Annotated in this window: 21 protein-coding genes; 6 read left to right on the top strand and 15 right to left on the bottom strand. The window is 68.2% G+C overall.

What is annotated here, in order from left to right; genetic code table 11:
- The coding region (locus ACLHG5_RS08265) for a DUF222 domain-containing protein (protein ID WP_411318391.1) at window positions 1-1,297 on the top strand (1,297 nt) is incomplete at its 5' end.
- 190 nt (window positions 1,298-1,487) lie between these two features.
- On the opposite strand, the gene ACLHG5_RS08260 is transcribed toward ACLHG5_RS08265, so the two are convergent.
- Together ACLHG5_RS08260 and ACLHG5_RS08255 are read right to left on the bottom strand one after the other, a co-directional pair.
- A complete protein-coding gene (locus tag ACLHG5_RS08260; RefSeq protein WP_411318390.1) occupies window positions 1,488-2,465 on the bottom strand; it encodes a zinc-binding dehydrogenase in 978 nt (325 codons plus the stop codon).
- 60 nt (window positions 2,466-2,525) lie between these two features.
- A complete protein-coding gene (locus ACLHG5_RS08255) occupies window positions 2,526-2,930 on the bottom strand; it encodes a DUF1304 domain-containing protein (RefSeq protein WP_411317475.1) in 405 nt (134 codons plus the stop codon).
- A gap of 80 nt (window positions 2,931-3,010) precedes the next feature.
- Here ACLHG5_RS08255 and ACLHG5_RS08250 point away from each other — a divergent pair, with 80 nt between their 5' ends.
- Window positions 3,011-3,631 carry a TetR/AcrR family transcriptional regulator gene (locus tag ACLHG5_RS08250; RefSeq protein ID WP_411318389.1) on the top strand — a complete coding sequence of 207 codons (621 nt, stop codon included), beginning with the start codon at window positions 3,011-3,013 and terminating at the stop codon, window positions 3,629-3,631.
- Here the strand turns inward: ACLHG5_RS08250 and ACLHG5_RS08245 are convergent.
- From ACLHG5_RS08245 to ACLHG5_RS08215, 7 genes are all read right to left on the bottom strand, one after another.
- Window positions 3,628-4,626 (bottom strand): acetamidase/formamidase family protein, encoded by a 999-nt coding sequence (locus tag ACLHG5_RS08245; RefSeq protein ID WP_411317477.1) that lies wholly within the window; start codon window positions 4,624-4,626, stop codon window positions 3,628-3,630. The two genes, ACLHG5_RS08250 and ACLHG5_RS08245, sit on opposite strands and share 4 nt — an antisense overlap.
- Entirely contained in the window at window positions 4,626-5,387 is a 762-nt protein-coding gene (locus ACLHG5_RS08240) for an SDR family NAD(P)-dependent oxidoreductase (protein WP_411318388.1), read from the bottom strand. The genes ACLHG5_RS08245 and ACLHG5_RS08240 overlap by 1 nt, the downstream gene beginning before the upstream one ends.
- A 35-nt stretch (window positions 5,388-5,422) precedes the next feature.
- Window positions 5,423-6,463: a LacI family DNA-binding transcriptional regulator gene (locus ACLHG5_RS08235; RefSeq protein WP_411318387.1), complete on the bottom strand. Its 1,041-nt coding sequence runs from the start codon at window positions 6,461-6,463 to the stop codon at window positions 5,423-5,425.
- Between the two features lie 156 nt (window positions 6,464-6,619).
- Window positions 6,620-7,519, bottom strand: coding sequence for a carbohydrate ABC transporter permease (locus ACLHG5_RS08230; RefSeq protein ID WP_411317480.1), 900 nt, complete (start codon window positions 7,517-7,519; stop codon window positions 6,620-6,622).
- Window positions 7,516-8,466, bottom strand: a complete 951-nt coding sequence (locus ACLHG5_RS08225) for a carbohydrate ABC transporter permease (RefSeq protein ID WP_411317481.1) — start codon at window positions 8,464-8,466, stop codon at window positions 7,516-7,518. The genes ACLHG5_RS08230 and ACLHG5_RS08225 overlap by 4 nt, the downstream gene beginning before the upstream one ends.
- On the bottom strand, window positions 8,463-9,749 hold the full coding sequence (locus ACLHG5_RS08220) for an ABC transporter substrate-binding protein (RefSeq protein ID WP_411318386.1): 1,287 nt from the start codon (window positions 9,747-9,749) through the stop codon (window positions 8,463-8,465). Before ACLHG5_RS08220 ends, ACLHG5_RS08225 begins: the two co-directional genes overlap by 4 nt.
- Before the next feature lie 32 nt (window positions 9,750-9,781).
- On the bottom strand, window positions 9,782-11,800 hold the full coding sequence (locus ACLHG5_RS08215; protein ID WP_411318385.1) for a glycoside hydrolase family 127 protein: 2,019 nt from the start codon (window positions 11,798-11,800) through the stop codon (window positions 9,782-9,784).
- Window positions 11,801-12,100: 300 nt separating this feature from the next.
- Here ACLHG5_RS08215 and ACLHG5_RS08210 point away from each other — a divergent pair, with 300 nt between their 5' ends.
- Window positions 12,101-13,417, top strand: a complete 1,317-nt coding sequence (locus ACLHG5_RS08210) for a DUF222 domain-containing protein (protein ID WP_411318384.1) — start codon at window positions 12,101-12,103, stop codon at window positions 13,415-13,417.
- A gap of 19 nt (window positions 13,418-13,436) precedes the next feature.
- Here the strand turns inward: ACLHG5_RS08210 and ACLHG5_RS08205 are convergent, their stop codons facing one another.
- From ACLHG5_RS08205 to ACLHG5_RS08180, 6 genes are all read right to left on the bottom strand, one after another.
- The gene (locus tag ACLHG5_RS08205; protein WP_411318383.1) at window positions 13,437-14,252 is read right to left on the bottom strand and encodes a hypothetical protein; all 816 of its coding nucleotides are present in this window, start codon (window positions 14,250-14,252) and stop codon (window positions 13,437-13,439) included.
- Window positions 14,249-15,118: a potassium channel family protein gene (locus tag ACLHG5_RS08200; protein WP_411318382.1), complete on the bottom strand. Its 870-nt coding sequence runs from the start codon at window positions 15,116-15,118 to the stop codon at window positions 14,249-14,251. Before ACLHG5_RS08200 ends, ACLHG5_RS08205 begins: the two co-directional genes overlap by 4 nt.
- Before the next feature lie 30 nt (window positions 15,119-15,148).
- Window positions 15,149-16,042 (bottom strand): DUF808 domain-containing protein, encoded by an 894-nt coding sequence (locus tag ACLHG5_RS08195; protein WP_411318381.1) that lies wholly within the window; start codon window positions 16,040-16,042, stop codon window positions 15,149-15,151.
- Between the two features lie 125 nt (window positions 16,043-16,167).
- Entirely contained in the window at window positions 16,168-17,385 is a 1,218-nt protein-coding gene (locus tag ACLHG5_RS08190; protein ID WP_411318380.1) for a hypothetical protein, read from the bottom strand.
- A 184-nt stretch (window positions 17,386-17,569) separates the two neighbouring features.
- A complete protein-coding gene (gene malQ / locus ACLHG5_RS08185; RefSeq protein WP_411318379.1) occupies window positions 17,570-19,846 on the bottom strand; it encodes a 4-alpha-glucanotransferase in 2,277 nt (758 codons plus the stop codon).
- Between the two features lie 61 nt (window positions 19,847-19,907).
- On the bottom strand, window positions 19,908-20,210 hold the full coding sequence (locus tag ACLHG5_RS08180; protein ID WP_411318378.1) for a putative quinol monooxygenase: 303 nt from the start codon (window positions 20,208-20,210) through the stop codon (window positions 19,908-19,910).
- A gap of 288 nt (window positions 20,211-20,498) precedes the next feature.
- Between ACLHG5_RS08180 and ACLHG5_RS08175 the strand changes: the two genes are divergently transcribed.
- The 3 genes from ACLHG5_RS08175 to kdpB are packed head-to-tail and all read left to right on the top strand — an operon-like array spanning window position 20,499 to window position 24,363.
- Window positions 20,499-20,588, top strand: a complete 90-nt coding sequence (locus tag ACLHG5_RS08175; protein ID WP_411314679.1) for a potassium-transporting ATPase subunit F — start codon at window positions 20,499-20,501, stop codon at window positions 20,586-20,588.
- A gap of 1 nt (window position 20,589) precedes the next feature.
- A complete protein-coding gene (kdpA, locus tag ACLHG5_RS08170) occupies window positions 20,590-22,263 on the top strand; it encodes a potassium-transporting ATPase subunit KdpA (RefSeq protein ID WP_411318377.1) in 1,674 nt (557 codons plus the stop codon).
- 3 nt (window positions 22,264-22,266) lie between these two features.
- On the top strand, window positions 22,267-24,363 hold the full coding sequence (gene kdpB / locus ACLHG5_RS08165; RefSeq protein ID WP_411318376.1) for a potassium-transporting ATPase subunit KdpB: 2,097 nt from the start codon (window positions 22,267-22,269) through the stop codon (window positions 24,361-24,363).
- Window positions 24,364-24,383 lie beyond the last annotated feature (20 nt).

The raw sequence follows: 24,383 nt of genomic DNA, 5'->3' as shown, positions 1-24,383 counted from the left end.
TTCGCTATCCGGCGACAGTCACCTGCTGCACGTCGAGCTCGACCCTGCCATGGCCGAGATCGAGCGCGGCGACGCGCTCCTGGATGACCTTCAACTCGTGCAACGCGACGAAGCGAGGCTCGCCGCGAACCGTTTCGTGCGGGTCGACGAATTCCGTCGGCACCGCGAACTATCTCGTGCCGCGGCGCGGGATCGATCCGGGATGTTCGGCCGAGCACTCCGGGCAGAAATCGCCGCAGCGCTGTCGCTGCCCGAGCGCACCGCCGAAACCCTCATGGCCAGAGCCCGCGCTCTCGTCGATGATCTCCCGACGACGCTTGCGCGGCTGCGCGAGGGACGGTTCTCCGAACGGCACGCGGTCATCATCGCCGACGAGTCGATGACCCTCGATGCCGCGGAGCGGGCGGAGTTCGAAGCGCAGGTGTTGCCGTTGGCAGAGCGGATGCGTTCGGGGCTGTTCGAGAAGAAAGCGAGGCAGATTCGCGAGCTCGTGCACGGTGCCGACCTCGCCGAACGACACGAGAGCGCCCGCGAGCGGCGAGAGGTGATCATCGAACCCGGCAGAGACGGGATGGGGTGGCTTTCGGCGTATCTGCCCAACGAGGCGCTGTTCGCGATCGACAACCGCATCACCGCCGCCGGCCGCTCGTTGCAGGTCGGCGGCGAAGATCGCACGCTCACGCAGTTGAAGGCCGACGTTCTCATCGACGCGCTCACCGACGAGGGAGCACTACTGCCGGCAGGGGATGGCGAGACGGGGCTGCGGTCGCCGACGGTGCTTCGCGGCATCCGCTCGGAGGTGTCGGTCGTGGTTCCTGCACTCACTGTGATGGGCAAGGCAGCCACCCCGGGGATGCTCGAGGGCGTCACGCCGATCGACCCGGTGACAGCGCGCGAACTCGCGGCGACGGCGACGGGGTTCACGCGGATACTCACGCACCCTGAGACCGGGGCGATGCTGTCGTTCGGCAAAGACCGTTACGCGGTGCCATCCGAACTGAGACGCTATCTGCGCTATCGGGACGAGACCTGTCGGTTCATCGGATGTTCGCGGCGAGCCCGATTCTGCGACATCGATCACACGATCCCGTGGAACGGTGACGGTCAGACGGTTCACGACAACCTCGCCCACCTCTGCCGCGGACACCATAAGACGAAGGATGCCGGGTGGGGTGTCACTCAAGCGCGGGACGGGTCGGGCACTCTCACGTGGACGAGCCCGATGGGCCGGAGCTATGCGACCGAAGCGGTGCATCCGATGGGCGGCAGGGCCTCGCCGCAACTGGCGACTCTCTAGACATCAGTCTCTGCGCTCCGGCCGAAGCTGCGGCGTGCGAATGACGACCTTCGACAACCCGCCTTCAGTCGCCGCGTCACATCCCCACCGGGAAGCGACCTCGCGCCGTCACCCCCTCCCTCCGCGAACCGCTTCAGTTCAAGGGAGCAGCCGCACCTCGCGCGGCCGCCCGCCCGCGAACCGCCTCTGCTCAGGGGCGCAGCAGCACCTTGCCCGCACGCCCGGGGGCGAAGTTCGCGGCACTCGCTGCTCGAGATTCGTCGAAGCTGTAGGTGGCTTCGACGGGAAGGGTGAGGGAGCCTTCGCTCACGCGGGTCACGAGCTCGCCGAGGAGGGCGGCGCGCTTGTCAGCGCTCATCGATCCCATGACCGTGCTGCCCCAGAAACCGGTGACGGTCACGTTGTTGAAGATGACCGTGCCCGACGAGATCCGCATCGTGGGGGAGTCCATGGCGCCGAACACCACGAGGGTGCCGTTGTTCGCGAGCAGTGAGGCGATGTCACCGGATGCTTCGCCCCCGACCGAGTCGACGGCGGTCGTGATCGGGGCGCCCGCGGTGATGTCGGCCACGCGGTCGCGCCATCCGTCTTGATCCGTGGCGACGATGTTGCCGATGCCTTGCACACTCAGCTCGGCGACGCCCGCCTCGCGGCGCACGAGCCCGACGACGTTGAGGCCGCGCGCGGCGGCGAGCTGCGCCACGAGACGGCCGACCGCACCGTTGGCGGCGTTCTGCACGAGCCAGTCGCCGGGAGCGAGGTCGATGGTGTCGAGCAGGCTGAGGGCGCTGAACGGCATCGACACGAGCTGGGAGGCGACCTCGTCGGTGATGCCGTCGGGCACGGGGATGAGGGTCGCGGCTTTCGCGGTGAAGAACTCCGCCCAGACACCGAACGTGCCACCGGTGGCGACACGCTGGCCGACCTGGAGCGAGGTGACCCCGTCGCCGAGAGCGTCGACGACGCCGACCGCTTCGGTGCCCGCCCGCGCGGGGAGCTCCGGCTTGAAACCGTAGGTGCCGCGGATCGTCCACAGGTCGTGGTTGTGGATGGGGCTCAGCACGGTGCGCACGCGCACTTCGCCCTCCCCGGGCTCCGGGGTGTCGACCGTTTCGACGGTCAGAACGTCTTCGGGCTCACCGAACTGGTGGTGGATGACAGCGCGCATGGGGTTACCGGCTTTCGTTTCGGGGGTGGAATTTCAGAGTGGGCTTCGAGGGAGTGGCGATCAGAGCGCGAGCTGGTCGAGGGCTACCGCGATGATCGTCGCGGTGACCGCGAGCAGCGGAAACAGCCCCTGGCGAATCGCCGCAGACCGCTTGTCGGCGAAGAAGACGAACAGCACGGTCGCGGCGGCGAGCATCGACCCGGTGCCGACGAGCACGAGGGCGGGGCCGACGGGAGACCCGCTCACCGCAGTGACGACGATGCCGATCGCGGTGACGACCGCGAGAAAGAGGTTGTAGAAGCCCTGATTGAAGGCGAGTGCCCTGGTCGTCTCGATTTCGGCCGCGGTCGCGGGCCCGAAGGTCTTTCTCGCGGCGCGGCCCGACCACGCGAGCGACTCCATCCAGAAGATGTAGACGTGCAGGGCGGCGGCGAGACCGGCGAGCACGAGCGACACGATGACCATGCCATCCTCCTCATTCTGAACTGATCGTTTCACTATATACTGAAACGGTCAGTTCACAAACGGATGAAGGCGGGCACGGCATGGGTCGATCGCGACTGTTCGACGAGACCGAGGTCGTGCGCTCGGCGCGGCAGGTGTTCTGGGAGCTCGGCTACGAGGCCACCGCGGTGCCCGACCTCGAGGCCGCCACGGGCCTCAACCGCTCGAGCATCTACCACCACTTCGACAGCAAGCGCGGGCTCTTCGACGCCGCGGTCGAGTCCTATCTCGACGACATGATCCGCCCGCGGCTCGCCCCCCTCCTGCTGGCCGAGGTCGCGCCATCCGCTCTCGACACCTACCTTCAGGGTCTCCGCCGAGCGCTGGTCGACGAGCCCACCGCCCTCTCGCAGAACGGATGTCTGCTGCTCAACGCCACAGGGTCGGCCCTCGGTCACGAGGCCGGCCTACAAGCAGTGATCTCGCGCTATCTCGCCGACCTGCGGGCGGCGGTCGATGCCGGGGTCGCTGCGGCGCGCCCGGAACTCGAGGCGGCGGAACGCGAACTGCGGGTGACGACGTGCACCGGGCTCGTGTTCGCGGCGATGGCGATCGTGCGGGTCGACCGGGAGGCTGCGGGCGGGATGATCGACGCGGCGCGTGCGGCTGTCAGGGCCGGTGCCGGTGCCGGCCCTGCTACCGCTGCCCAGCTCCGCAGCTAGATGCGCCGAGCCCGCCCCCGCAACTCGCGGTGCATTCCCTCGAACGCCTCCGTGCGGGCGAAGAACACCTTCGGCACCTTCACGACCACGCTGTAGTTGGTGTCGACGACGTTGGCGATCGGCGCCTCGGTGATCTGGCTGAGCAGCTGGTAGGCGTCCATCTCGTGGAGGTCGAACATCTCCGACATCCAACGGATCATCTCCAGCTGGGCGATGCGCCAAGAGTCCTCCATCGGGCGTGACGAGCCGACGACCATCCAGTGCTCGTCGGTCTCGAGCCGTGGCCACAGCGGCCCGCCGCCCTTGATGAGCTCAACGATGATGACCGAATCCATTGCGCCCTCGACCGCGGTGCCGCACGCCTCACCCTCGCCCTGCCGGTAGTGGCCGTCGCCGATCGACAGCAACGCCCCCTCGACGTTGACGCCGAGGTAGGCGGTCGTGCCCGCCCTCATCTCGGGGGTGTCCATGTTGCCGCCGAAGCGCTCGGGCACGAGCGAGGACCGCACCTCGCTGCCCGCGGGGGCGACGCCGACCGTGCCGAGCATGGGTGCGAGAGGGAGCGCGACCTCGAAATCACCGAAGCGTGACTGGAACCCGACGGTGCCGGCATCCGTGTCGACCTCATAGATCCAGGTGGCTTCGGGTAGCGCGGGCTGCAGAAAGGCGGTGCGATCGGTGCTCGTCATGCCACCGAAGAACGGGATGGTCGCGGATGCACCCCAGCTTCGTGCCGGTGTGAGGCTCACGATGTGCACCGCGAGGGTGTCACCCGGTTCGGCGCCGACGATGTAGAAGGGCCCCGTCTGAGGGTTGAGGTAGCGCACGTCGAGGTTCGCGCTCGGAAGGTCGTCGACGGAGCGGAGCGCGTGGTTGTAGGCATCCTCAGACCAGAGGCCGAGCGCGGTGCCGGGCTGAACCCGCATCACCGGCTCGGCGCCGCCGAACGTGTAGACGTATTGCGACCGCTCGGGGGTGAACTCGATGAGCTCCATCAGAACTGCATGCCCCGGGTGAGGGCACCGTCGACCACGAGGTTGGTTCCGCTCGTGCGACTCGATCGTGGGCTGGAGAGGAAGACCACACTGTCGGCGACCTCGCGCGGGGTTCCCATGCGTCCGGTCGGGTTGAGGCCCATCGCCATCGAGTAGAGAGCGGGGTCGCCGGTCTCGATGCCCGCCCACACGCCGCCAGGCTCGTAGGTGTTTCCGGGCGAGACGACGTTGGCGCGCACGCCCTTCTCCGCGAGCTGGAGGGCGAGACCGGAGATGTAGCCGATGATCGCCGACTTGGTGGTGCCGTAGGGTCCCGACGCGAAATCGGCTTCGCGACCGGAGACACTCGAGATCGCGACGATCGACGGCGCCAGGCTGTTCTCGAGGTAGGGCAGCGACGCCTTCACGAGGTTGACGGTGCCCATGAGGTCGACCTCGAACGATTCGACCCAGTTCTCGGTGGTGTCGGGAATCGCGAGGGCGCTCACGTTGGCCACGACCATGTCGATACCGCCGAGGCTCACGGCGGTGTCGTCGACCCACGCGGTGAGGGCTTCGGCGTCGCGCACGTTGAGCACCGAGCCGACCACCGTCGGTGCGGCATCGGCGTAGAGAGCCTGCACGGCCGCGACCTCGTCTGTGTCGCGCGCGCAGAACGCCACATTGGCGCCCTCCGCCACGAAGGCATCGACGATCGCGCGCCCGATGCCCTTCGTTCCGCCGGTGACGAGAGCTGTTTTGCCTGTGAGATCGAGGTCCATGACCAGATCATGCCAGCGTTGTGTTGCCGGGATGTTTAGTGTGCCGGGGTGTTCGGTGCGGAGGACAGCGTCACGGTCGACCCGCGCACCACGAGCTCGTGCGGCATGAGGTGGGTGGAGAAGCCGGCCGCGGGGCGCCCGTGCTCGATGCGGCGCACGAGCAACTCGACTGTCAGATGCGCGATCGACTGGCGTCCGGCGGAGACCGTGGTGAGTGGCGGCTGGGCGAAGCGGCCGTCTTCGGTGTCGTCGACGCCGATCACGGCCACGTCGTCGGGCACGGTGAGTCCGCGTCGCTGCAGCTCCCACTGGGCGCCGAGGGCCAGCGCGTCGTTGAACCCGAACACCGCGTCGAAGGCGACACCGCGGTCGAGCAGGCCGGAGATCGCCTCGGCGCCCTCCTGCCGGTGCCACTCGGTGACGGGCAGCGCGAGCTCGGGGTCGACGGCGAGGCCCGCCTCGGTGAGAGCCTGCTCAGCCCCGAGCCGTCTCAAGGCCGACCCTCGCGGTAGCGGCGAGTCGTTGACGCCGAGCAGAACGACGCGTTTGCGCCCCAGCGCAGTGAGGTGCGTCACGGCGGTTCGCGCGACCTCGAGGTCGGCGATGAGCACGTGGTCGCCGAGACCCTCGACGAGGCGTTCGCCGATGACGACGAGCGGAAAAGCCTCGTCGATGTGTCGAGCGTCGTGGGGCCCGAGCGCCACCGGGCCGTAGATGGCTCCGTCGACCACTTGACCCGCGATGCCGGTGACCGCGGCGAGCTCACGGTCGCGGCGACCCCGGGTGGTTTCGACGATCACGGTAAGGCCGCGCTCGTCTGCGGCATCGATGATCTCTTGAGCGAGCTGGGCGAAATACGAGTGGTCGAGCTCGGGCAGCACGAGCGCGATCATCCGCGTTCGACCGGAGCGCAACGCCCGCGCCGACCGGTTGATGCGGTAGTCGAGCTCGGCCACTGCGGCCTCGATGCGCGCACGGGTGTCTGGCCGCATGTACTGGTAGCCGTTGAAGAAGTTCGACACCGTCTTCACCGACACGCCAGCACGCGCGGCCACATCGGTCATCGTCGCGGCCATGGCGTCTTTCGTGTCACACCAGCCACTGTGACACAGCACCGGGAGCTCCGGAGCCGCCGCCTCGGGCCGCCTAGCTCGAATCAGCCCTTCGCGAGGCGCTCGGTGTTCCACGACACGGGCGCGCGCACGGGTCGGGTGATTCTGTGGATGCTGGGGTCATTTGACCGCTCCACTGATGAGGCCCGCGACGTAGTACTTCTGCAGCAGGAGGTAGATGACGATGCACGGCACGACGGTGACGGCGACACCGGCTTGCATGAGCCCCCAGTCGACGGCATTGTTCTGCCCCGCCGACAGGATGCTCAAGCTCACGGGCAAGGTGTACTTCGACTGATCGTTGATGAGGATGAGGGTGGCGAAGAAGTCGTTCCACGCCGCGAAGAAGGTGAGAAGTGCGGTCGACACGAGCCCGGGCACCGCGAGTGGCAGCATGATGCGGCGCGCGGCCTGGAGGGGGGTGTTGCCGTCGAGCAGTGCGGCATCTTCGAGGGTGAGCGGGATCGCGGCGAAGGAGTTGCGCATGAGGAATATGCCGAAGGGCAGGTTGAATGTCGCGAGCACGAGCGCGAGGCCGAAAAGGCTGTCGTGGAGCCCGACCTGGATGAGTGTCAGGAACAGCGGTGTGATGATCGCCTGGAACGGGATCATGAAGGTCACGAGCACCACGAAGAACACGATGTTGCTCCCCGGAAACGGGAGGCGCGCGAACGCGTAGCCCGCGAGCGTCGACACGAAAACGGTGACGGCAGTCACGGTGAGCGAGACGAAGATGCTGTTGCCGAGGCCTGTCAGCAAACTGATGCCCGCTGTGGGCGATGCGAGCCCGGCGAAGTTCGACAGGCTCAGACTGCCGTCAGGCCCCGTGAGCGCCGTGACGACGAGCACCGCGAGAGGGTAGAGCACGAGCACGGCGAGAGCGGTGCAGATGATCGCCCACGCGGCGCGAGGCATCGAGCTGCGCACTTCGGCGATGCGACCCTGTCGACGTCGCGTCGCGGGTGCAGCGGGTGGGGTGCCGACAGTGGCGGTTGTGGACGGAGCGGTAGCAGTGGTCATGAGTGATCCGAGTTTCTGAGCAGCAACAGTTGCGCGGCGCTCACTAGGCCGAGGATGAGCATGAGGAGGAGGGACAGCGCGGCGCCGTAACCGAGGTCGAGCTGAATGAACGACGAGCGGAAGATCTGGTAGACCGCCGTGATCGTGCTGTTGTCGGGCCCGCCGGCCGTGAGGATGTAGAACTGGTCGAACGCGAGCAGCGACCCCGCGACCGAGAACACGAGCACGAGGGCGAGCGTGGGGCGCAGCAGCGGCAGGGTGATGTGCACGAAACGCTGCCACCCTGTGGCGCCGTCGACGGCGGCGGCCTCGTTGACTTCGCCGGGGATCGACTGGAATCCCGACAGCAGGAGGAGCATCTGCAGGCCAGCCGTCTTCCACGTCACCATGAGCAAGATCACCAGGAACGCACCCGAGGTCTCGCCGAACAGGTTCGTGGTGACGTCGAGCACGCCGATGCTCGCGAGCAGGTTCGTGGTCGGCCCGATGACGGGCTGCCACATGAACAGGAACAGGTAGCTCGCACTCGCGAGCCCGATGACGACCGGCAGGAAGTAGATCGTCTGGAAGATGCGAGCTGCCCGGGTTCGCCGCTGAACGAGGGAGGCGAGGGCCAGCCCGACGATCAGCAGAACGGGGGTGAGGATGAGCGTGTAGACGAGCGTGAACCCGACGGCGCCGAGGAACGCGGAGTCACCGAAGGCGGTGACGTAGTTGTCGAGACCGATGAAGGCCCGGTTGCCGAGCAACGGCCACGTGAACGTCGATATGACGACCGTGCGGATGAGCGGGTAGATGAAGAAGGTCGCGAGCAACAGCAGCGCCGGCAGCACGAGGAGAACGCCGGTGATGCGGCGGTTGCGCTGGACCGAGCCGGCGCGGCGCCGCACCCGACCGGTCGGGTTGTGCAGGGAGGTGGTGGCCCTGGTGATCACGGGGGCGGTCATCGGTTCAGCTCCTCGTCGTCGTACACGACCTCGTCGAGTATCGATTGGGCCGACACCTGCGCCTCGCGCTGCGCGGCATCGATGTCGCCGTCGAACACCGCGCGCGAGATCATGGTCGCCCAGACGCCGTTGTTGTCGTTGAATATCTCGTTCTCGACCGGGCTGTACGGAACCTGACCGACCGCGAGAGCGTCGGCGAACACCTGTCGTCGCGGGTCGCCCGGGATGTAGATCGAGTCGAGAAGGTCGAGTCGGATGGGAAGCACCGACTGGTCGGCGAGGATCGTCTGCGCCTCGACATCGGTGGCCCACTGCAAGAAGTCCCACGCGCCGTCGGGGTTCTCCGACCCGGCCATGATCGACAGGTTGTCTCCGCCGGCGAACGAGGCCGACCCGCCGTCTTTGCCCGGCAGGGGCGCGACGCCGAAGTCGATCTGGTCTTCGGCGGCCAGTGTGCCGAGGAACGACGTGCCATCCCCACGCATGCCGACCACTCCTTCGAGAAAGGCCGTCGCCGCGTTCGGGCCGTTGTCGGTGCGCACGAGCGACGGCATCGTGTCGGCCTCCCACAGGTCGCGGTAGAGCTCGAGGGCATCGGTGACCTCCGGCGAGTCGAGTTCGGCATCGCGGCCGTCGTCAGAGAGCACCCTGCCGTCACTCGCCCAGATGAGCGGAGTAAAACTGAAGATGTTGCAGCCTCCGCACGCTCCCGAGAAGGCGAAGCCGTAGTTCGAACCGCCGAGCACACGAATCGCCGTCGCCGCCTCGAGTATCTCGGCGTGCGTCGACGGCGGGTCTTCGGGATCGAGACCCGCCTCGGCGAAGAGGGTCTTGTTGTAGAACAGCACACTCGCGTCGCCGGTGAACGGCACGCCGTAGACGCGGTCGTCGAACTGCGCTTGCGCGACGTGTGCCGGGCTGAGGTCGTCGGCGTAGGGCAGAGCCTCGACGCGGTCGGTGATGTCGACCATCGCCCCGGCTTGCGAGAAGTAGGGGGTGAAGACGAGGTCGAGCGAAGCCATGTCTGGCGGATTGCCTCCCGCGACCGCGGTCGCGAGCTTCTGCACGAAGGTGGGTGTGGGCACGAGAGTGATCTCGACCTGCGTCTCGTTGTTCGCGTTGTATGCCTCGGCGAGCGGCTCGACGAGCTCGCGCTGGTAGTCACGGATCCAGAGCGTGACGGTGTCGCCGTCTGAGGAGTTCGCCGGAGAACACCCCGACAGTGTCAATGCGGTGGCCGCGATCGTCGTGAGAGCGAGGGCCTTGATAGTGGTTCGCGTCATTGCGTGCCTTTCTCAGGGAAGAGGGGAGTCGGTCAGCTGGTGGGCAGCCACACCCGCATGCCGCCCTCGGAGCGGTTGCCCCAGCGGTGGTAGGGGATGGCGATGAGGTCGAACTCTGTCGGATCGACGAGGCTGTCGACGTCGAGCGACGTGCTGTAGAGCGGAACCCCCGCGCCGGGGCGTTGTCGCGCGCTCGCGATGCTGATCCGGGTGCCCAGCACCGGGTCGGGCTCGGCCACGGTGACGGTCGGATGCTCGGGGACCACGACCTCCTCGGGCGTCACACCCTCGGGCAGGTCGGCCTGTTCGATCGCGAAGAGGATCGGGCCGCGGGTGACGGCGATCGTGCCTCGGGACGCGTCGACGAACGGGTGTGGTCGTCGAACCACCGGCTCAAGGGGGAGGCTCAACCGGATCGAGGAGATGGGGGCGTCGCGTGCCTCGATCACGAGGTATCCGTCGCGAACGAGCGGTGAGACATCCCGACCGTCGACGGTCACGGTGATGTCGCCTGCGGTGTCGGTCGCCCAACCGGGCTGGCGCAGCAGAACCGAACCGCCGTCGAAGGGCGCATCGAAGTCGATCGTCACGGTGCCGTGCGACGGATAGTCGGTGCTCACAGTCGCGGTCGTGGCTGCCCCACCCACCTCGCCGAGCGCGATCGTGCCCGCGGTGAAGAGGTGGATCTGCAGGTCGTGTTCGCTCGTCGTCGCCACGTAGTCGTGCAGCGAACTCACGAGCCTCGCCAGGTTCGGCGGGCAGCACGCGCACCGGAACCAGGGTTGACGACGTGCCGGCGCGTTCTCGCCGCCGCCGGAAGCCGCGGTGCGCAACTGCAACGGGTTGGCGTAGGTGAACGAGCAACCGTCGGTGGCCGTCGAGACGGCGATCGCGTTGAAGAGCCCGCGCTCCATCTCGTCGGCGAACCGGGACTGACCGGTGAGGAGGAGCATGCGCCAGTTCCACTGGAAGTTCGCGATCGCGGCGCACGTCTCGCTGTAGCTGCGGTCGGGCGGCAGCTCGTAGGCGTCCCCGAACGCCTCGTCGCGGTGGCGGGAGCCCGTGCCGCCCGAGATGTACATTTTGTGCTCGTGCACGCTCGACCAGATGCGTTCGAGGGCCGCCTCGAGGTCGGCGTCTCCCGTCTCGGTGACGACGTCGGCGGCGCCGGCAGCGAGGTAGAGCTGCCGCACCGCGTGGCCGGTCGCCTCCGTCACCGAACGGATCGGCTCGTGCTCCTGGAAGTAGGGGTACCCCAGCGGGTCGGGGCCCACGAGCTGGTGGCCGCGGAGGTCGATGAAACGCCTCGCCAGGGTGAGCCAGCGCTCGTCTCCGGTCACGCGGTAGGTCTCGACGAGAGCCGTCTCGATCTCGGCGTGCCCGTCGACGCCGCGCTCACCCTCGGGGCCGTAACGCTCGTCGACGAGGGCGGCGAAGCGCAACCCGATGTCGAGAAGATCACGACGGCCCGTCGTGCGAGCCCACGCGACGCCCGCCTGCAGGAGGTGTCCGAGGCAGTAGAGCTCGTGGCCCCAGCGCAGCTCGCCGGGGGCGAGCTCGAGGTCGGCTTTGTCGACCTGGTAGTGCGAGTTCAGGTAGCCGTCGGGCTGTTGTGCGCGGGTGAGGAGGTCGATCGTGCTTTCGACGAACGGCATGAGCTCGGTCACATCCGATCGCCCCGCCTCCCAGCCGATCGCCTCGAGGGTTTTGTAGACGTCGGAGTCGGCGAACTGGAAGCCGACGAACTCGCCGTCGTGCTCGCCGGTGACGCGACGGATGTTGTTGAGTGCTTGCGAGACCTCGAGCTGGTCGATCGCGTGGGGAATGGTGCCGACGCGATTGGTGCGCTGCCAGTCGGAGAGAAACCCGTTCGTGAGACTCACCGCGCTGTGGCCCAGGGGACGGAACACGGTCGAGTCGCGACGGGTCGGCGACACGGGGCCGTCGGTCGCCGTGGGTGTTTTGGCGTCGGTTTTGGTGCCGGTGTTGGTGCCGGTGCCGGTGCCGGCGGCGGGCCGGGCCGCGTGATCGGCCGTGGGTGCAAAGGTCATCGTCGTCCTCCTCGAGCCCCTCGTCGGGCCGCGTGTGCATCGTTGTACTACGAGTATCTACATCGATGTACTAAATCGTCAATAGGCGGATTTTGTCGATGCGGCGCGGTCGTCGGATCTGTGCGACCGCGTCGATCATGGCTCTTCGGCGCGATTGTGAGCTCAGCCATGGGGTTAGCGGGGCTGGTGCGCACCGCGAGATCGAGGCTGATAACGGTTGTACAACGAGGGCGGATCGGTGCCACGTGCGGTGCCGTCAGCGGGACGTCGAATGTCGGTGGTGCGGTGTTGTCTCAGAGCATGAAGTTCGAGGAACTGACTGTTCAGCGGGAGGTTTCACCCTCCGACGACAGTCACATGCTGCACGTCGAACTCGACCCTGCGCTTGCGGAGATCGAGCGCGGCGACGCACTCCTCGACGACCTCCAGCTCGTGCACCGCGACGAGGCCCGGCTGGCCGCGAACCGCTTCACGCGGGTCGACGAGTTCCGTCGGCACCGCGAGCTGAGCCTCGCGGCGGCGCGCGACCGGTCCGGGATGTTCGGCCGTGCGCTCCGGGCGGAGGTCGCCGCGGCACTGTCGCTGCCCGAGCGCACCGCCGAAACTCTCATGGCGAGAGCCCGCGCTCTCGTCGATGACTTGCCGACCACGCTGGCGCGACTCCGCGACGGACGGTTCTCCGAACGTCACGCGGTCATCATCGCCGACGAGTCGATGACGCTCGATGCCGCCGAGCGGGCGGAGTTCGAGGCGCAGGTGTTGCCGTTGGCGGAGCGGATGCGTGCGGGGCTGTTCGAGAAGAAAGCCCGGCAGATCCGTGAACTCGTCCACGGCGCTGGCCTCGCGGAGAGGCACGAGACGGCTCGCGAGCGCCGCGAGGTCTTGATCGAACCCGGAAGAGACGGGATGGGATGGCTCTCCGCGCACCTGCCCAACGAGGCGCTGTTCGCGATCGACAATCGCATCACCGCCGCCGGGCGATCGCTGCAGGTGGACGACGAGGATCGCACGCTCACGCAGTTGAAGGCCGATGTCCTCGTCGATGCGCTCACTGACGAGGGTGCGCTGCTGGCGCCAGGGGATCCCGAGACGGGGCTTCGGTCGCCGACGGTGCTTCGCGGCATCCGCTCCGAGGTGTCGATCGTCGTTCCTGCACTCACCGTGATGGGTAAGGCAGCCACGCCGGGCATGCTCGAGGGTGTTACGCCGATTGACCCCGAGACCGCGCGGGAACTCGCGGCATCCGCGACGGGGTTCACGCGGATACTCACCCACCCTGAGACCGGGGTAGTGCTGTCGTTCGGCAAAGACCGCTACACGGTGCCATCCGAGCTGAAACGCTATCTCCGCTATCGGGACGAGACCTGTAGGTTCATCGGATGCTCGCGGCGAGCCCGATTCTGCGACATCGACCACACCATCCCCTGGAACGGTGACGGACTCACGGTTCACGACAACCTCGCCCACCTGTGTCGCGGGCACCACAAAACGAAGGATGCGGGATGGGGTGTGACTCAAGCACGTGATGGTTCCGGCAGTTTGACGTGGACGAGCCCGATGGGCCGCGCGTATGCGACCGAGGCGGTGCATCCGATCGGTGGTCGGGCCGGGCCGTAGCTGGCGTCGTGGCACGCGGCTAGGTCGGCGGATTCCGATCGCTGCTCTTCGCAGCCGCAGCCGCAGCCGCAGCCGTAGTCGTTGGCTCAGGCCCCGGAACGGCGGTCGCTTCTGCCGCAGGCTGCCGTAGGAAGAACGCCCCGAACGATCCCGCGAGGGTTGCGAACACGACGACCGAGTAGACCGCGAGAGTCACCTGCAGGAGACGCACGAAAGTGTCGTCCCCCTCGAGCCCCGCGCCCGTGATGGTCGCCATCGCCGTCTGGAACAGGGCATCGCCGTAAGTGATCGTGCCGTCGACGACGTAGAGCAACTGGCTCGACCCGAGGATGACCACGGCGGTGACCGCAGCGAGCCACGCGATGCGGTTCGACAGCAGGCGGCCGGCGGAGCGAGAACCGCGCACGCCCGCCGAGAGCACACCACCGAGCCGAGCCACGCGGGCGACACGGGCGAAACGGAACACGGTGAGCGCCCGGAAGAAGCGAAGAAACGGCAGCACCAGAAACAGCACTTGCCACCAGTGCTTGCGCCAGAACGTCGCGCTGAACCCGGCGACGTAGGCCCGCAACAGAAACTCCGCCACGAACACCACCCAGAACAGCCACCCGAGCACGCTCAGCGTGGTGACGAGCCACGCTTCCTGCGCGAGGTTCTGACCCAGCACGACGAACAAGAAGATGAGCCCGAGCACTCCCATGGGCCTGTCGAGGCGCGCAGCGAGAGCCTCGGAAGCGCGCTCCTTGCCGTCCATGCTGCCGTCGACATTGCCGTCGACACTGCCGTCGACGCTGACGCTGCCGCTGCCGCTGGCGCGACGCTCGTCGGCGCTCACATCCCGCCGCCGTGCCGTCTCGAATACTCGTCGAGAATGTCGTCGGTCCGCGTGCTCGCGAACCCGAGGGTGTCGCCCAGCTCCTCCGCGAACGCGGCGACCGCTTGGTCGAGGGCGGCGCCACTCGACCGCACGGCGCGGTGCCGGGAGCGTTTCGCCTCGGCCGTGAGCGTGCGCACGTACGGCAGGCGTGCGGGCAGCGACATGGCGGGGGAGCGTTCCGAGAAGAAGAAACTCTCCGTGGCCTGCACGAGGTCGATGGTCACGGAGGTGAGGGCGGAGGTGATCGAGTCGAGATTCGAGGAGGCCGTGGCCGGATGCATCCGCCTCAGCTCACCCGCGAGGTCGCTGCGCTTGAGCACGGTGAGCTGCAGCGCGAGGGAGCGGCGCTGCAGGAGGGCGGGGTAGAGCTGCATGAGCCACGACACGATCGCGGTGATGAGCGCGAACCCGATGATGGCCTGCGCCGGGGCGAAGTAGCGGATCCACGGGTCGGCGGCGATGACATCCCCGAGCCCGAGGGTCGCGAGGGCGACGGACGAGAAGTAGACCGCCTCGAGGAACGGCGGATAGGCGGCGGGATCGAGGCCCGGGTCGTAGGAGAAACCCTCGGGCACGTGCGGCAGGTAGATGAGCGCCCAGCCGACGACCTGCAGAAGCGACCAGAAGACGAACACCGCGACGATCGCGATCGGTCCGGCGACCGCGCGCGCCGGCCGACCGAACGAGACGACGACGCGCCAGACCCCGCTCGCCACCCGACGGGAGAGCCGCCCGCGCCCCTCGGGGTGGAGGAGGGTGCGGAACACCTCCAGAAGTCCGAGAACGACGAGCACAGCTCCGGCCGACGTAAATAACAGATCCACCGCAGCAACCCTAACCGCGGAGGGTCACCGTCAGTGCGCGTCGACCTTCGACCGATCACGCGTGCGCAAGCGCGACACCGCGGTCACGACGGCCACGACGATCAGCCCGAGGATGATTCCGAACACCGCCGAGATGGCGGTGTCGGTGAGCCACACGACCACGGGTCCGGCCGCGGCCACCGCCTCGGTCGCGGCGTGCACCAGATCGTAGGGGGCGTGCCAGAACGTCTCGGCGAGGTTCGCGATCACGAGGTGGCCACCGACCCACAGCATGGCGACCGTTCCGACGATGCTGATGAAGCGGAACACCGCGGGCATCGACATGACGATGCGCGCCCCCGAGCGACGCACCTGGCGGCTGGGGCTCTTCATGAGACGCAACCCGATGTCGTCGATCTTCACGAGCAGCGCGACCGAGCCGTAGACGATGACGGTCATGCCGAAGCCGATGACGATCAGCGCCCCGAGCGTGGGCCAGAGACCGAAATCGGGGTCGAGGTTCGCGAGGGAGATGAGCATGATCTCCGCGCTGAGGATGAGGTCGGTTCGCACCGCGCCCGCGACGAGCTTCTTCTCGTCGCGCGGCCCGTCGTCTTTGGCGGCGTGATGCACGCCGAACCACTCGGTGACCTTCTCCGCACCCTCGAAGCACAGGTAGGTGCCCCCGATGATGAGCAGCCACGGCAGCACCCAGGGGGCGAACGCCGACAGGAGCAGGGCGAGCGGGATGATGATGACGAACTTGTTGAAGATGCTGCCGAGGGCGATGCGCCAGACGACCGGCAACTCCCGAGCCGGCGTGAGGCCGTGAACATACTGCGGCGTGACGGCGGCATCGTCGATGACGACCCCCGCGGATTTCGCACTCGCCTTGAGGGCGGCGGTGAGGATGTCATCGACGACAGCGAGCAGACCGACAGACATACGAATCTCCTTGAACTGGGGGCGCTCAACCGTAGCCTGAAAGAGTGCGCGAGGAGGGCCTGCGCGCGACGACGTGAGGTGGCGTGCCTAGCGCGGCGACGCCACCTCACGCGAAAGCTCGAGCGTCAGTCCCAGCGCACGACGGGCGTGCCCGACGTGAAGTCGACGACGGGGGCGGCGAGGCTCGGGGCGAAGAGCACGTCGCCGCGACCGGTCGAACCGTTCTGCGCCACGTCGGCCTCCACGTTGACGCCGCCGATGAACTCGCTGCTCACGACGAGCGGGTCGGTGACGAGCTCCTGTGGCTGCAGATTGTCGAGCGTGGCCTGCGTCTCGGCGAGGAGGGTGCGCGTGAGCGAACCTTCGACGAGACGCGAGCCGTCGTCGAGAACCTCGGGGAGGTCGAGTCCGCAACCGGCCTCGAAGTTCTTGGAGGCGAGGCACTCCTCCACCTCGTCGCGCACCGCAGCGCGGAACACGGCGAGACCCTCATCCGTCAGGGCCGCGTTGATGTCGCTCTGGCTCGGGTAGTCGAACGGTTCGCGCACCGTCAGAACGGTCTCGCCCTCGATCGTGAAGTTCGGGGTCGTCGTGGCGAGCTCGTAGCTGCCGGGGAAGACCTCGACGGTCGTCGACTCGAGCGGCGCACCGTTGAGGGTCAGATCGAGGCCCTCGAACCGCGAACCGAAGTCGAGCTCGGCGGTGGCCGCCGACATCTGCCACGAGCCCTCGGTGTCGTACTCGTTGACCGAGAACTCGGCCGACACGGGCACATCGCCGAGCGAGTAGGTCGCCGTGACGGTCGTCGAGAAGTCGGCTTCGGCAGGCTCGGTCACCTCGATGGCGGTGATCGGTGCGATCGCGTTGGAGGCCTCGAGCGCCTCATCGGAGAGGAAACCGGATGCCGCGGGCGCGTCACCGACGAACGACAGCGCGGTCTCGGCGTCCGAGGCGGCGAGAGCCTCGAGATAGCCGCGCACAGCGCCGTCGGGGGTGGATGTCGCGGCCGCAGGTGCGCCGTCGCCGTCGCCAGACGCGGAGCTGTTCGCGCTGCGCACGGCGAACGTGACTACGACGACCGCGAGCACGAGGAGGAGAACGACGCCACCGGCGACGATGCCGATGATGGCACCCGTTCCGAGCTTCTTCGGCGCCTGGTCGCCGGACGGCGAGGGCTGCTGGGGCGGGTTCCCGGTCGGGAGACCACCTGCGGCGCCGGGGGCCGGAGCCGCGTCCGGGGCCGGGACTGGGGGCGTCGCGGGCGCGGGCTCGGGAGCGGGCGGCGGGGTCGTTCCGTCGGGGTTCTGCGGGTCGTGCCCGGTGGGGCCGGTGGTGTCGGTCACGATGTCGATCTCCTCTGACGGGCGGCGACCACGCCGGGCGCGCGCAGACTCACACGACATGCCCTCCCGAGCGAGTGCTCGGCGGTCGGTTCAGGGATGAATATATCGAGAAAATCTTGCTTAAAACGGCTGTTTGGTGCGGTCGGACGGCCGGGTCCGCCCCCACTTCGCGGGGGAAGGGTGCTTAGACCTCGCCGTGGTCTGCCACATCGGGCGTCGACCGAGCGACGTCGGCGATCTGCTCCTCCGGGCGCGGGGCGACGGTGTCGTCCTGCGCGTCGGCGGCGGGTGCCGGATGAGAGACCGCTCGCGCGAGGGCTGCGGCGCTCTCCGACTCGACCACGTCTTCGAGCCACAGGGGCGAACCGTCGGGGCCGGAGAGCGGCACGCGCCAGTTCGGGTACTCGTCGATCGTGCCCGGCTGGTTCTGCGTGCGGCGGTCGCCGACCGCATCCGTCAGCGCGACGTTGAGCAGTCGCGACGGCGCGAGCGCCAGGTAGCGGTGCAGCGCGGTGATGGTGTCGGCGATCGAGGGGCTCGAGCTCCCCGACTCGGGTGCGAGCAACCCCCGGCTGCGGATCTCATCGAGCCAACTGCCGCGCTCGGCCTCGTCGGCGGCCGCCTCCTCCTCGACGGGACGCGTGAGCACGCCGAGCTTGTCGCGCAGCTTCACGTGCTCGCCCTGCAGGTAACCGGCATTCGGCGGCAGGTCGTGCGTGGTGACCGAGGCGAGGCACAGTTCGCGCCACCTCTCGGCGGGCAGAGGGTCGCCGTTCTCGTCGCGCTCGAACCAGAGGATCGACGTGCCGAGGATGCCGCGTTCCAGGAGGTAGTCGCGCGCAGACTGCTCGACGACCCCGAGATCCTCCCCGACCACGACCGCTCCGGCACGCTGCGCCTCGAGGGCGAGCACCCCGATCATGGCCTCGTGGTCGTAGCGCACGTAGGTGCCCTCGGCGGGGGTGCGGCCTTCGGGAGTCCACCACAGGCGGAACAACCCGATGATGTGGTCGATGCGCACCCCGCCCGCGTGGCGCAGCACACCGGCGATGAGGTCGCGGAACGGCGCGTAGGCGAGCTCGGCGAGGCGATCGGGGCGCCACGGCGGCTGCTGCCAGTCCTGACCGACCTGATTGAAGGCGTCCGGCGGTGCACCCACGCGGATGCCGGTGGCATACGCGTCACGCAGGCGCCACGCATCCGCTCCACCCGGGTGCACTCCCACCGCGAGGTCGTGCATGATGCCGAGAGACATTCCGGCGTTCACCGCTTTGCCCTGAGCGCGCTGCAACTGCTCGTCGAGCAGCCACTGCAGCCACATCTCGAACTCGATGTCGTCGGTGTGGGCGCGCGCGAAGTCGGACACGGCGATGGTCGTCGCACCCTGCAGCGCCTCGGGCCACTCGCGGGCGTCATTGCCGTGCTCGATCGCGAGCACGCTCCAGGTGGCGAACTGCTCGAGGCTCTCGCCCTCGCGCTGCGTGAACGCCTGGTAGTCGAGTTCGCGACCGGCGCGGCGCGGGAGGGCGAAGATGAGTTTGAGCGCGTCGCGCTTGGCCGTCCACGAGGTGTCGCGGTCGATCGCGTCTTTCTCGTCGAGCTCGCGGTGCACGCGCGCGGCGATCCCGTCGACGGTGGCGCGGTCGTCGGCGTTCAGCTGCGCGAACTCCGGAACCTCCTCGACCCGCAGATAGAGCGGGTTGAAGAAGCGACGCGACGACGGCAAGTAGGGTGACGGTTCGAGCGGCGCGACAGGCTCGGCCGCGTGCAGAGGGTTGATGAGCAGGTAGTCGGCGCCGAGCTCGGCACCCGACCAGACGGCGAGGTCGGTGAGGTCGGCGAGGTCTCCGACACCCCACGAGCCGCGCGAGCGCACGCTGTAGAGCTGCGTCGCGAACCCCCACGAGCTGCCCTCGCCGAACGAGTCGGGCAGGCCGAGCCAGCGCGGCGTGACCACGAGCACACACTCGGCCGAGCGGTCACCCGAGCTCGCGCGCACGGTGTGGTAACCGAGCGGCAGGTCGGTGGGCAGCGGCACGGGGATGGCCGAGACGGTGACACCGTCGACATCCCGCGTCTCGGTGTCGACGAGCTGCGCGGTGCCATCGTGACCACCGAGCGACTGCTCGATCCCGCTCTCGAGGGTCAGCGTCAACTCGAGTTCGTCGCGCTCGCCGACGTGGGCGAGAAGGCGGATGTCGTCACCTTCGCGCACGACGAGCGACGGCGGCAGGAGACGGCGCCACGGTGCCATCGCGTGCTCGGCGAGCGCGGCGGCGGGGTCTGCGGCATCCACTCCCATCGCGGCGAGCACCTCGCGGATGGCCTCGTCGGGAACGTCGACGACAGTGTCGCGCCAATCGGTGAACGACGTGGAGACGCCGTGGGCGGCCGCGAGCTCGTGCAGGGGAGAGGGGGTGGCTGGCGCGGCGGAGGCGGACGCTGACGCGGGTGAAGTCATCCCCCGAGTCTGGTGCAGGAGGGCGGCCGACGCGAACGGGGTGCGCTGAGCCCGACCCACCTCACTGTCGCAGCGGCGACCCGACCACGTCGAAGCGGAAGCCGCCGAACTCGCCCGAGAGCAGCGGCCGCGCCGCGGCGATGACCTGCTGCACCTCGGGGAGGGCGAGCGAGGCCTGGTGCGCCTCGGCGGAAGTCCACAGCTCGACGACGAACACGGTGTCGGGTTGGTCGTCGCTCACCCCCACCTCGTAGGCGAGGCATCCGACCTCGCGCAGAGCGTCGTTGCGGCCGACGAGGTGCGCCACGAGCTCGTCGCGCTTGCCGGCCACAGCACCGAGGGTTCCCACGTTCGCGAAGGTCATGGCAGCACGCTAGCGCGGTGAGCGGCCCTCGCGTTAGGGCGCCGTTAGGTTTCGCCGCGCACCCGTGTGGATTCCGTTAGGACGCGTCGACGGCCGCCCGCTCGGGAGTTGTATCGGATGTCGTGCCCCACCGGGCACCCGCCGGCGCGTTCACCGTGCCGCGCGTTCACTTCTGCTGAAGGACACCACAGTGCTCGACCTTCTCACCCCGCTCGATCTTGCCTACGTGCTCGGCATCATCGCCGCGTTCGTGCTCGTCGGCCTCGTCGCGAAGGGGGTCGAGAAGCTGTGATCGTCTTCTCCTTTCTCGCGGCGGGCCTCGGCGTCGCCGCCATCGTCTACCTCGTGTACGCCCTCGTGAGACCGGAGCGGTTCTGACATGGACGTGCTGCTCCCCATCCTCCAAGTGGCCACGGTCGCCCTCGTTCTCGCGGTGCTCTACCGCCCGCTCGGCGACTACATGGCCAGCATCTACGAGTCGAAGAAAGACCTGACGATCGAGCGCGGCCTCTACCGCCTCATCGGCGTCGACTCGTCGTCGGAACAGACCTGGCAGGCCTACCTGCGCGGGGTGCTGTGGTTCTCCGCAATCGGCGTTCTCCTCGTCTACCTCCTGCAGCGCTTCCAGTCCGTGCTGCCCTACTCGCTCGGGCTCCCCGCGGTGCCCGAGGGGCTGTCGTTCAACACCGCAGCGTCGTTCGTCACCAACACCAACTGGCAGTCCTACTCGCCCGACGTGACCCTCGGCTACACCGTGCAGATGGCGGGCCTCGCCGTGCAGAACTTCGTGTCGGCCGCCGTCGGCATCGCCGTCGCCGTCGCCCTCGTGCGCGGCTTCGCCCGCACTCGCACGGGCACCCTCGGCAACTTCTGGGTCGACCTCACCCGCGGAACCCTCCGGCTGCTGCTGCCGATCTCGGTGCTCGCCGCGATCATCCTCATGGCGGGCGGGGTGATCCAGAACCTCACCGGGTTCACCGACGTGCCGACACTCAGCGGTGCCACGCAGACGCTTCCGGGCGGCCCTGTCGCCTCCCAGGAGGCGATCAAGAACCTCGGCACCAACGGCGGCGGGTTCTTCAACGCCAACGCGGCCCACCCGTTCGAGAACCCGAGCCCGTGGACGAGCGTGCTGCAGATCGTGCTCATGCTCATGATCCCGTTCTCGCTCCCGCGCACCTTCGGACGGATGGTCGGCGACCGCCGACAGGGCACCGCGATCCTCGCGTTCATGGCGTTCTTCTACATCGCGTCTCTCACGATCGTCACGCTCCTCGAGCGGGCAGGGTTCGGCACCGCGCCCGAGCTCGCGGGAGGCGCGATGGAGGGCAAAGAGGTGCGATTCGGTATCGACGGGTCGACCCTCTTCGGCACCTCGAGCACGCTCACCTCGACCGGTGCGGTCAACTCGATGCACGACTCGTACACGGCGGTCGGCGGCATGATGCCGATGCTCAACATGATGCTCGGCGAGGTCGCCCCCGGCGGTGTCGGAGCGGGCCTCTACGGGGTGCTCATCCTCGCGATCATCGCCGTGTTCGTCGCGGGGCTGCTCGTCGGCCGCACACCGGAGTACCTCGGCAAGAAGATCGGCCCCAGGCAGATCACACTCGCGAGCCTCTACATCCTCGTGATGCCGACCCTCGTGCTCGTCGGCACGGCGCTGAGCTTCGCGATCCCGGGCATCCGTGACGACGTGCTGAACACGTCGATCTGGAACCCCGGAAACCACGGGCTCTCCGAAGTGCTCTACGCCTTCACCTCGGCGGCGAACAACAACGGATCCGCCTTCGCGGGGCTCACGGCGAACACCCCGTGGCTCAACACGGCGCTCGGCGTCGTGATGCTGCTCGGGCGCTTCGTGCCGATCGTGCTCGTTCTCGCGCTCGCCGGCTCGCTCGCCGCCGGCGACAGGGTGCCCGCGACCTCGGGAACCCTCCCCACCCACCGGCCGCTCTTCGTCGGCCTCCTCGTCGGTGTGACGGTCATCGTGACCGCCCTCACCTTCTTTCCCGTGCTCACCCTCGGACCTCTCGCAGAAGGACTGCTCTAAGCCATGACCACCACGACCATCAGTTCCGACGCTGTCGTCGCCGCCGTGCCCGGCGCCATCCGCAAGCTCGACCCGCGGCTCATGTGGCGCAATCCCGTGATGTTCATCGTCGAGGTCGGAGCCGTTCTCACCACCGCGATAGCGATCGCCGAGCCGTTCCTGGGCGGCCCCGAGTCGTCGGGCGGCTCGACGATCCCCGTGACCTTCACGGCGGGCATCGCCGTCTGGTTGTGGCTCACCGTGATCTTCGCCAACCTCGCCGAGGCCGTCGCGGAGGGGCGAGGCAAAGCCCAGGCCGACAGCCTGCGCAAGACCCGCACGAGCACAACGGCACGGCTCGTGAGCGCCTACGACGGGAGTGGTGACGCCGGGGCTCAGGCCGCAGACATCCGCGATGTCTCGTCTGCCGACCTCGGCCTCGGCGACGTCGTGGTCGTGACAGCGGGCGAGCTCGTTCCCGGTGACGGCGACATCGTGTGGGGCATCGCCTCGATCGACGAGTCGGCGATCACGGGCGAGTCCGCCCCCGTCGTGCGCGAATCGGGCGGTGACCGCAGCGCCGTCACCGGTGGCACGCGCGTGCTCTCCGACCGCATCGTCGTGCGCATCACCTCGAAGCCCGGCGAGACATTCGTCGACCGGATGATCGCCCTCGTCGAGGGGGCTGCGAGGCAGAAGACGCCCAATGAGATCGCCCTGACGGTGCTGCTCTCGAGCCTCTCGATCGTCTTCGTCATCGTGACGCTCACGATCAACCCGATCGCGTCGTACCTCGACGCGAGCGCGAGCGTTCCCGTGCTCATCGCCCTGCTCGTGTGCCTCATCCCGACCACCATCGGCGCGCTGCTCTCGGCCATCGGCATCGCCGGGATGGACCGCCTCGTCCAGCGCAACGTGCTCGCGATGTCGGGTCGCGCGGTCGAGGCCGCGGGGGATGTCACAACGCTGCTGCTCGACAAGACGGGCACCATCACCTACGGCAACCGCCAGGCCTCGGAGTTCGTGCCGCTCGTCGGGGTGAACCCCGAGCAGCTCATCCGCGCCGCAGCGCTCTCGTCGCTCGCCGACCCGACCCCCGAGGGCAAGTCGATCGTCGACCTCGCCGCCGAACAGGGCGTGCACGTCGATGGTGATTCTGCTGCGGGCGAGTTCGCGCCGTTCACGGCGCAGACCCGCATGTCGGGGCTCGACCGGCCCGACGGCACCCGCATCCGCAAGGGTGCAGGGTCGGCGGTGCTCGCGTGGATCGGCGAGGGGGCGTCGCCGTCGGTGCGCTCCGAGCTCCAGGCGCAGGTCGAACGCGTGTCGAACAGCGGAGGCACGCCGCTCGTCGTCGCGACGATCAGCGACGCGGGTGTCGGCCGCATCCTCGGCGTCGTGCACTTGAAGGATGTCGTCAAGACCGGCCTCAGGGAGCGCTTCGCCGAGTTGCGCTCGATGGGCATCCGCACCGTCATGATCACGGGAGACAACCCCCTCACCGCCAAGGCGATCGCCGCGGAGGCGGGAGTCGACGACTTCCTCGCGGAGGCGACACCCGAGCAGAAGATGGAGCTCATCAAGAAGGAGCAGGCGGGCGGCCACCTCGTGGCGATGACCGGTGACGGCACCAACGACGCCCCGGCGCTCGCGCAAGCGGATGTCGGGGTCGCGATGAACACGGGAACCTCCGCAGCGAAGGAGGCCGGCAACATGGTCGACCTCGACTCCGACCCGACGAAGCTCATCGACATCGTCGCGATCGGCAAGCAACTGCTCATCACGCGCGGCGCACTCACGACGTTCTCGATCGCGAACGACATCGCGAAGTACTTCGCGATCATCCCCGCGATGTTCACCGGGGTCTTCCCGGGCCTCGCGGTGCTCAACATCATGGGCCTGCACTCGCCCGCGTCTGCCGTGCTCTCGGCGATCATCTTCAACGCGATCGTGATCATCGCGCTCATCCCGCTCGCGTTGCGCGGCGTGAAGTACCGCCCGCTCACCGCGTCGAAGGTGCTCGGCCGCAACCTCCTCGTCTACGGCCTCGGGGGAGTGATCGCGCCGTTCGTCGGCATCAAGATCATCGACCTCGCCGTGACCCTCATCCCCGGTTTCTGACCGGCACCGTTCAAGAGAGA

The sequence above is a fragment of the Marisediminicola sp. LYQ85 genome (assembly GCF_046600695.1).
GTDB lineage: Bacteria > Actinomycetota > Actinomycetes > Actinomycetales > Microbacteriaceae > Marisediminicola.
The sequence above is the reverse complement of the archived record's forward strand: the minus strand, read 5'-3'. Positions and strand labels throughout refer to the sequence as shown.

Excerpts from the sequence above, each read along its gene's own strand:
- ACLHG5_RS08260 (WP_411318390.1), bottom strand. The coding sequence starts at position 2,465 with ATGCGCGCTGTCATCCACCACCAGTTCGGTGAGCCCGAAGACGTTCTG.
- ACLHG5_RS08255 (WP_411317475.1), bottom strand. The coding sequence starts at position 2,930 with ATGGTCATCGTGTCGCTCGTGCTCGCCGGTCTCGCCGCCGCCCTGCAC.
- ACLHG5_RS08250 (WP_411318389.1), top strand. The coding sequence starts at position 3,011 with ATGGGTCGATCGCGACTGTTCGACGAGACCGAGGTCGTGCGCTCGGCG.
- ACLHG5_RS08245 (WP_411317477.1), bottom strand. The coding sequence starts at position 4,626 with ATGGAGCTCATCGAGTTCACCCCCGAGCGGTCGCAATACGTCTACACG.
- ACLHG5_RS08240 (WP_411318388.1), bottom strand. The coding sequence starts at position 5,387 with ATGGACCTCGATCTCACAGGCAAAACAGCTCTCGTCACCGGCGGAACG.
- ACLHG5_RS08235 (WP_411318387.1), bottom strand. The coding sequence starts at position 6,463 with ATGGCCGCGACGATGACCGATGTGGCCGCGCGTGCTGGCGTGTCGGTG.
- ACLHG5_RS08230 (WP_411317480.1), bottom strand. The coding sequence starts at position 7,519 with ATGACCACTGCTACCGCTCCGTCCACAACCGCCACTGTCGGCACCCCA.
- ACLHG5_RS08225 (WP_411317481.1), bottom strand. The coding sequence starts at position 8,466 with ATGACCGCCCCCGTGATCACCAGGGCCACCACCTCCCTGCACAACCCG.
- ACLHG5_RS08220 (WP_411318386.1), bottom strand. The coding sequence starts at position 9,749 with ATGACGCGAACCACTATCAAGGCCCTCGCTCTCACGACGATCGCGGCC.
- ACLHG5_RS08215 (WP_411318385.1), bottom strand. The coding sequence starts at position 11,800 with ATGACCTTTGCACCCACGGCCGATCACGCGGCCCGGCCCGCCGCCGGC.
- ACLHG5_RS08210 (WP_411318384.1), top strand. The coding sequence starts at position 12,101 with ATGAAGTTCGAGGAACTGACTGTTCAGCGGGAGGTTTCACCCTCCGAC.
- ACLHG5_RS08195 (WP_411318381.1), bottom strand. The coding sequence starts at position 16,042 with ATGTCTGTCGGTCTGCTCGCTGTCGTCGATGACATCCTCACCGCCGCC.
- malQ (WP_411318379.1), bottom strand. The coding sequence starts at position 19,846 with ATGACTTCACCCGCGTCAGCGTCCGCCTCCGCCGCGCCAGCCACCCCC.
- ACLHG5_RS08180 (WP_411318378.1), bottom strand. The coding sequence starts at position 20,210 with ATGACCTTCGCGAACGTGGGAACCCTCGGTGCTGTGGCCGGCAAGCGC.
- kdpA (WP_411318377.1), top strand. The coding sequence starts at position 20,590 with ATGGACGTGCTGCTCCCCATCCTCCAAGTGGCCACGGTCGCCCTCGTT.
- kdpB (WP_411318376.1), top strand. The coding sequence starts at position 22,267 with ATGACCACCACGACCATCAGTTCCGACGCTGTCGTCGCCGCCGTGCCC.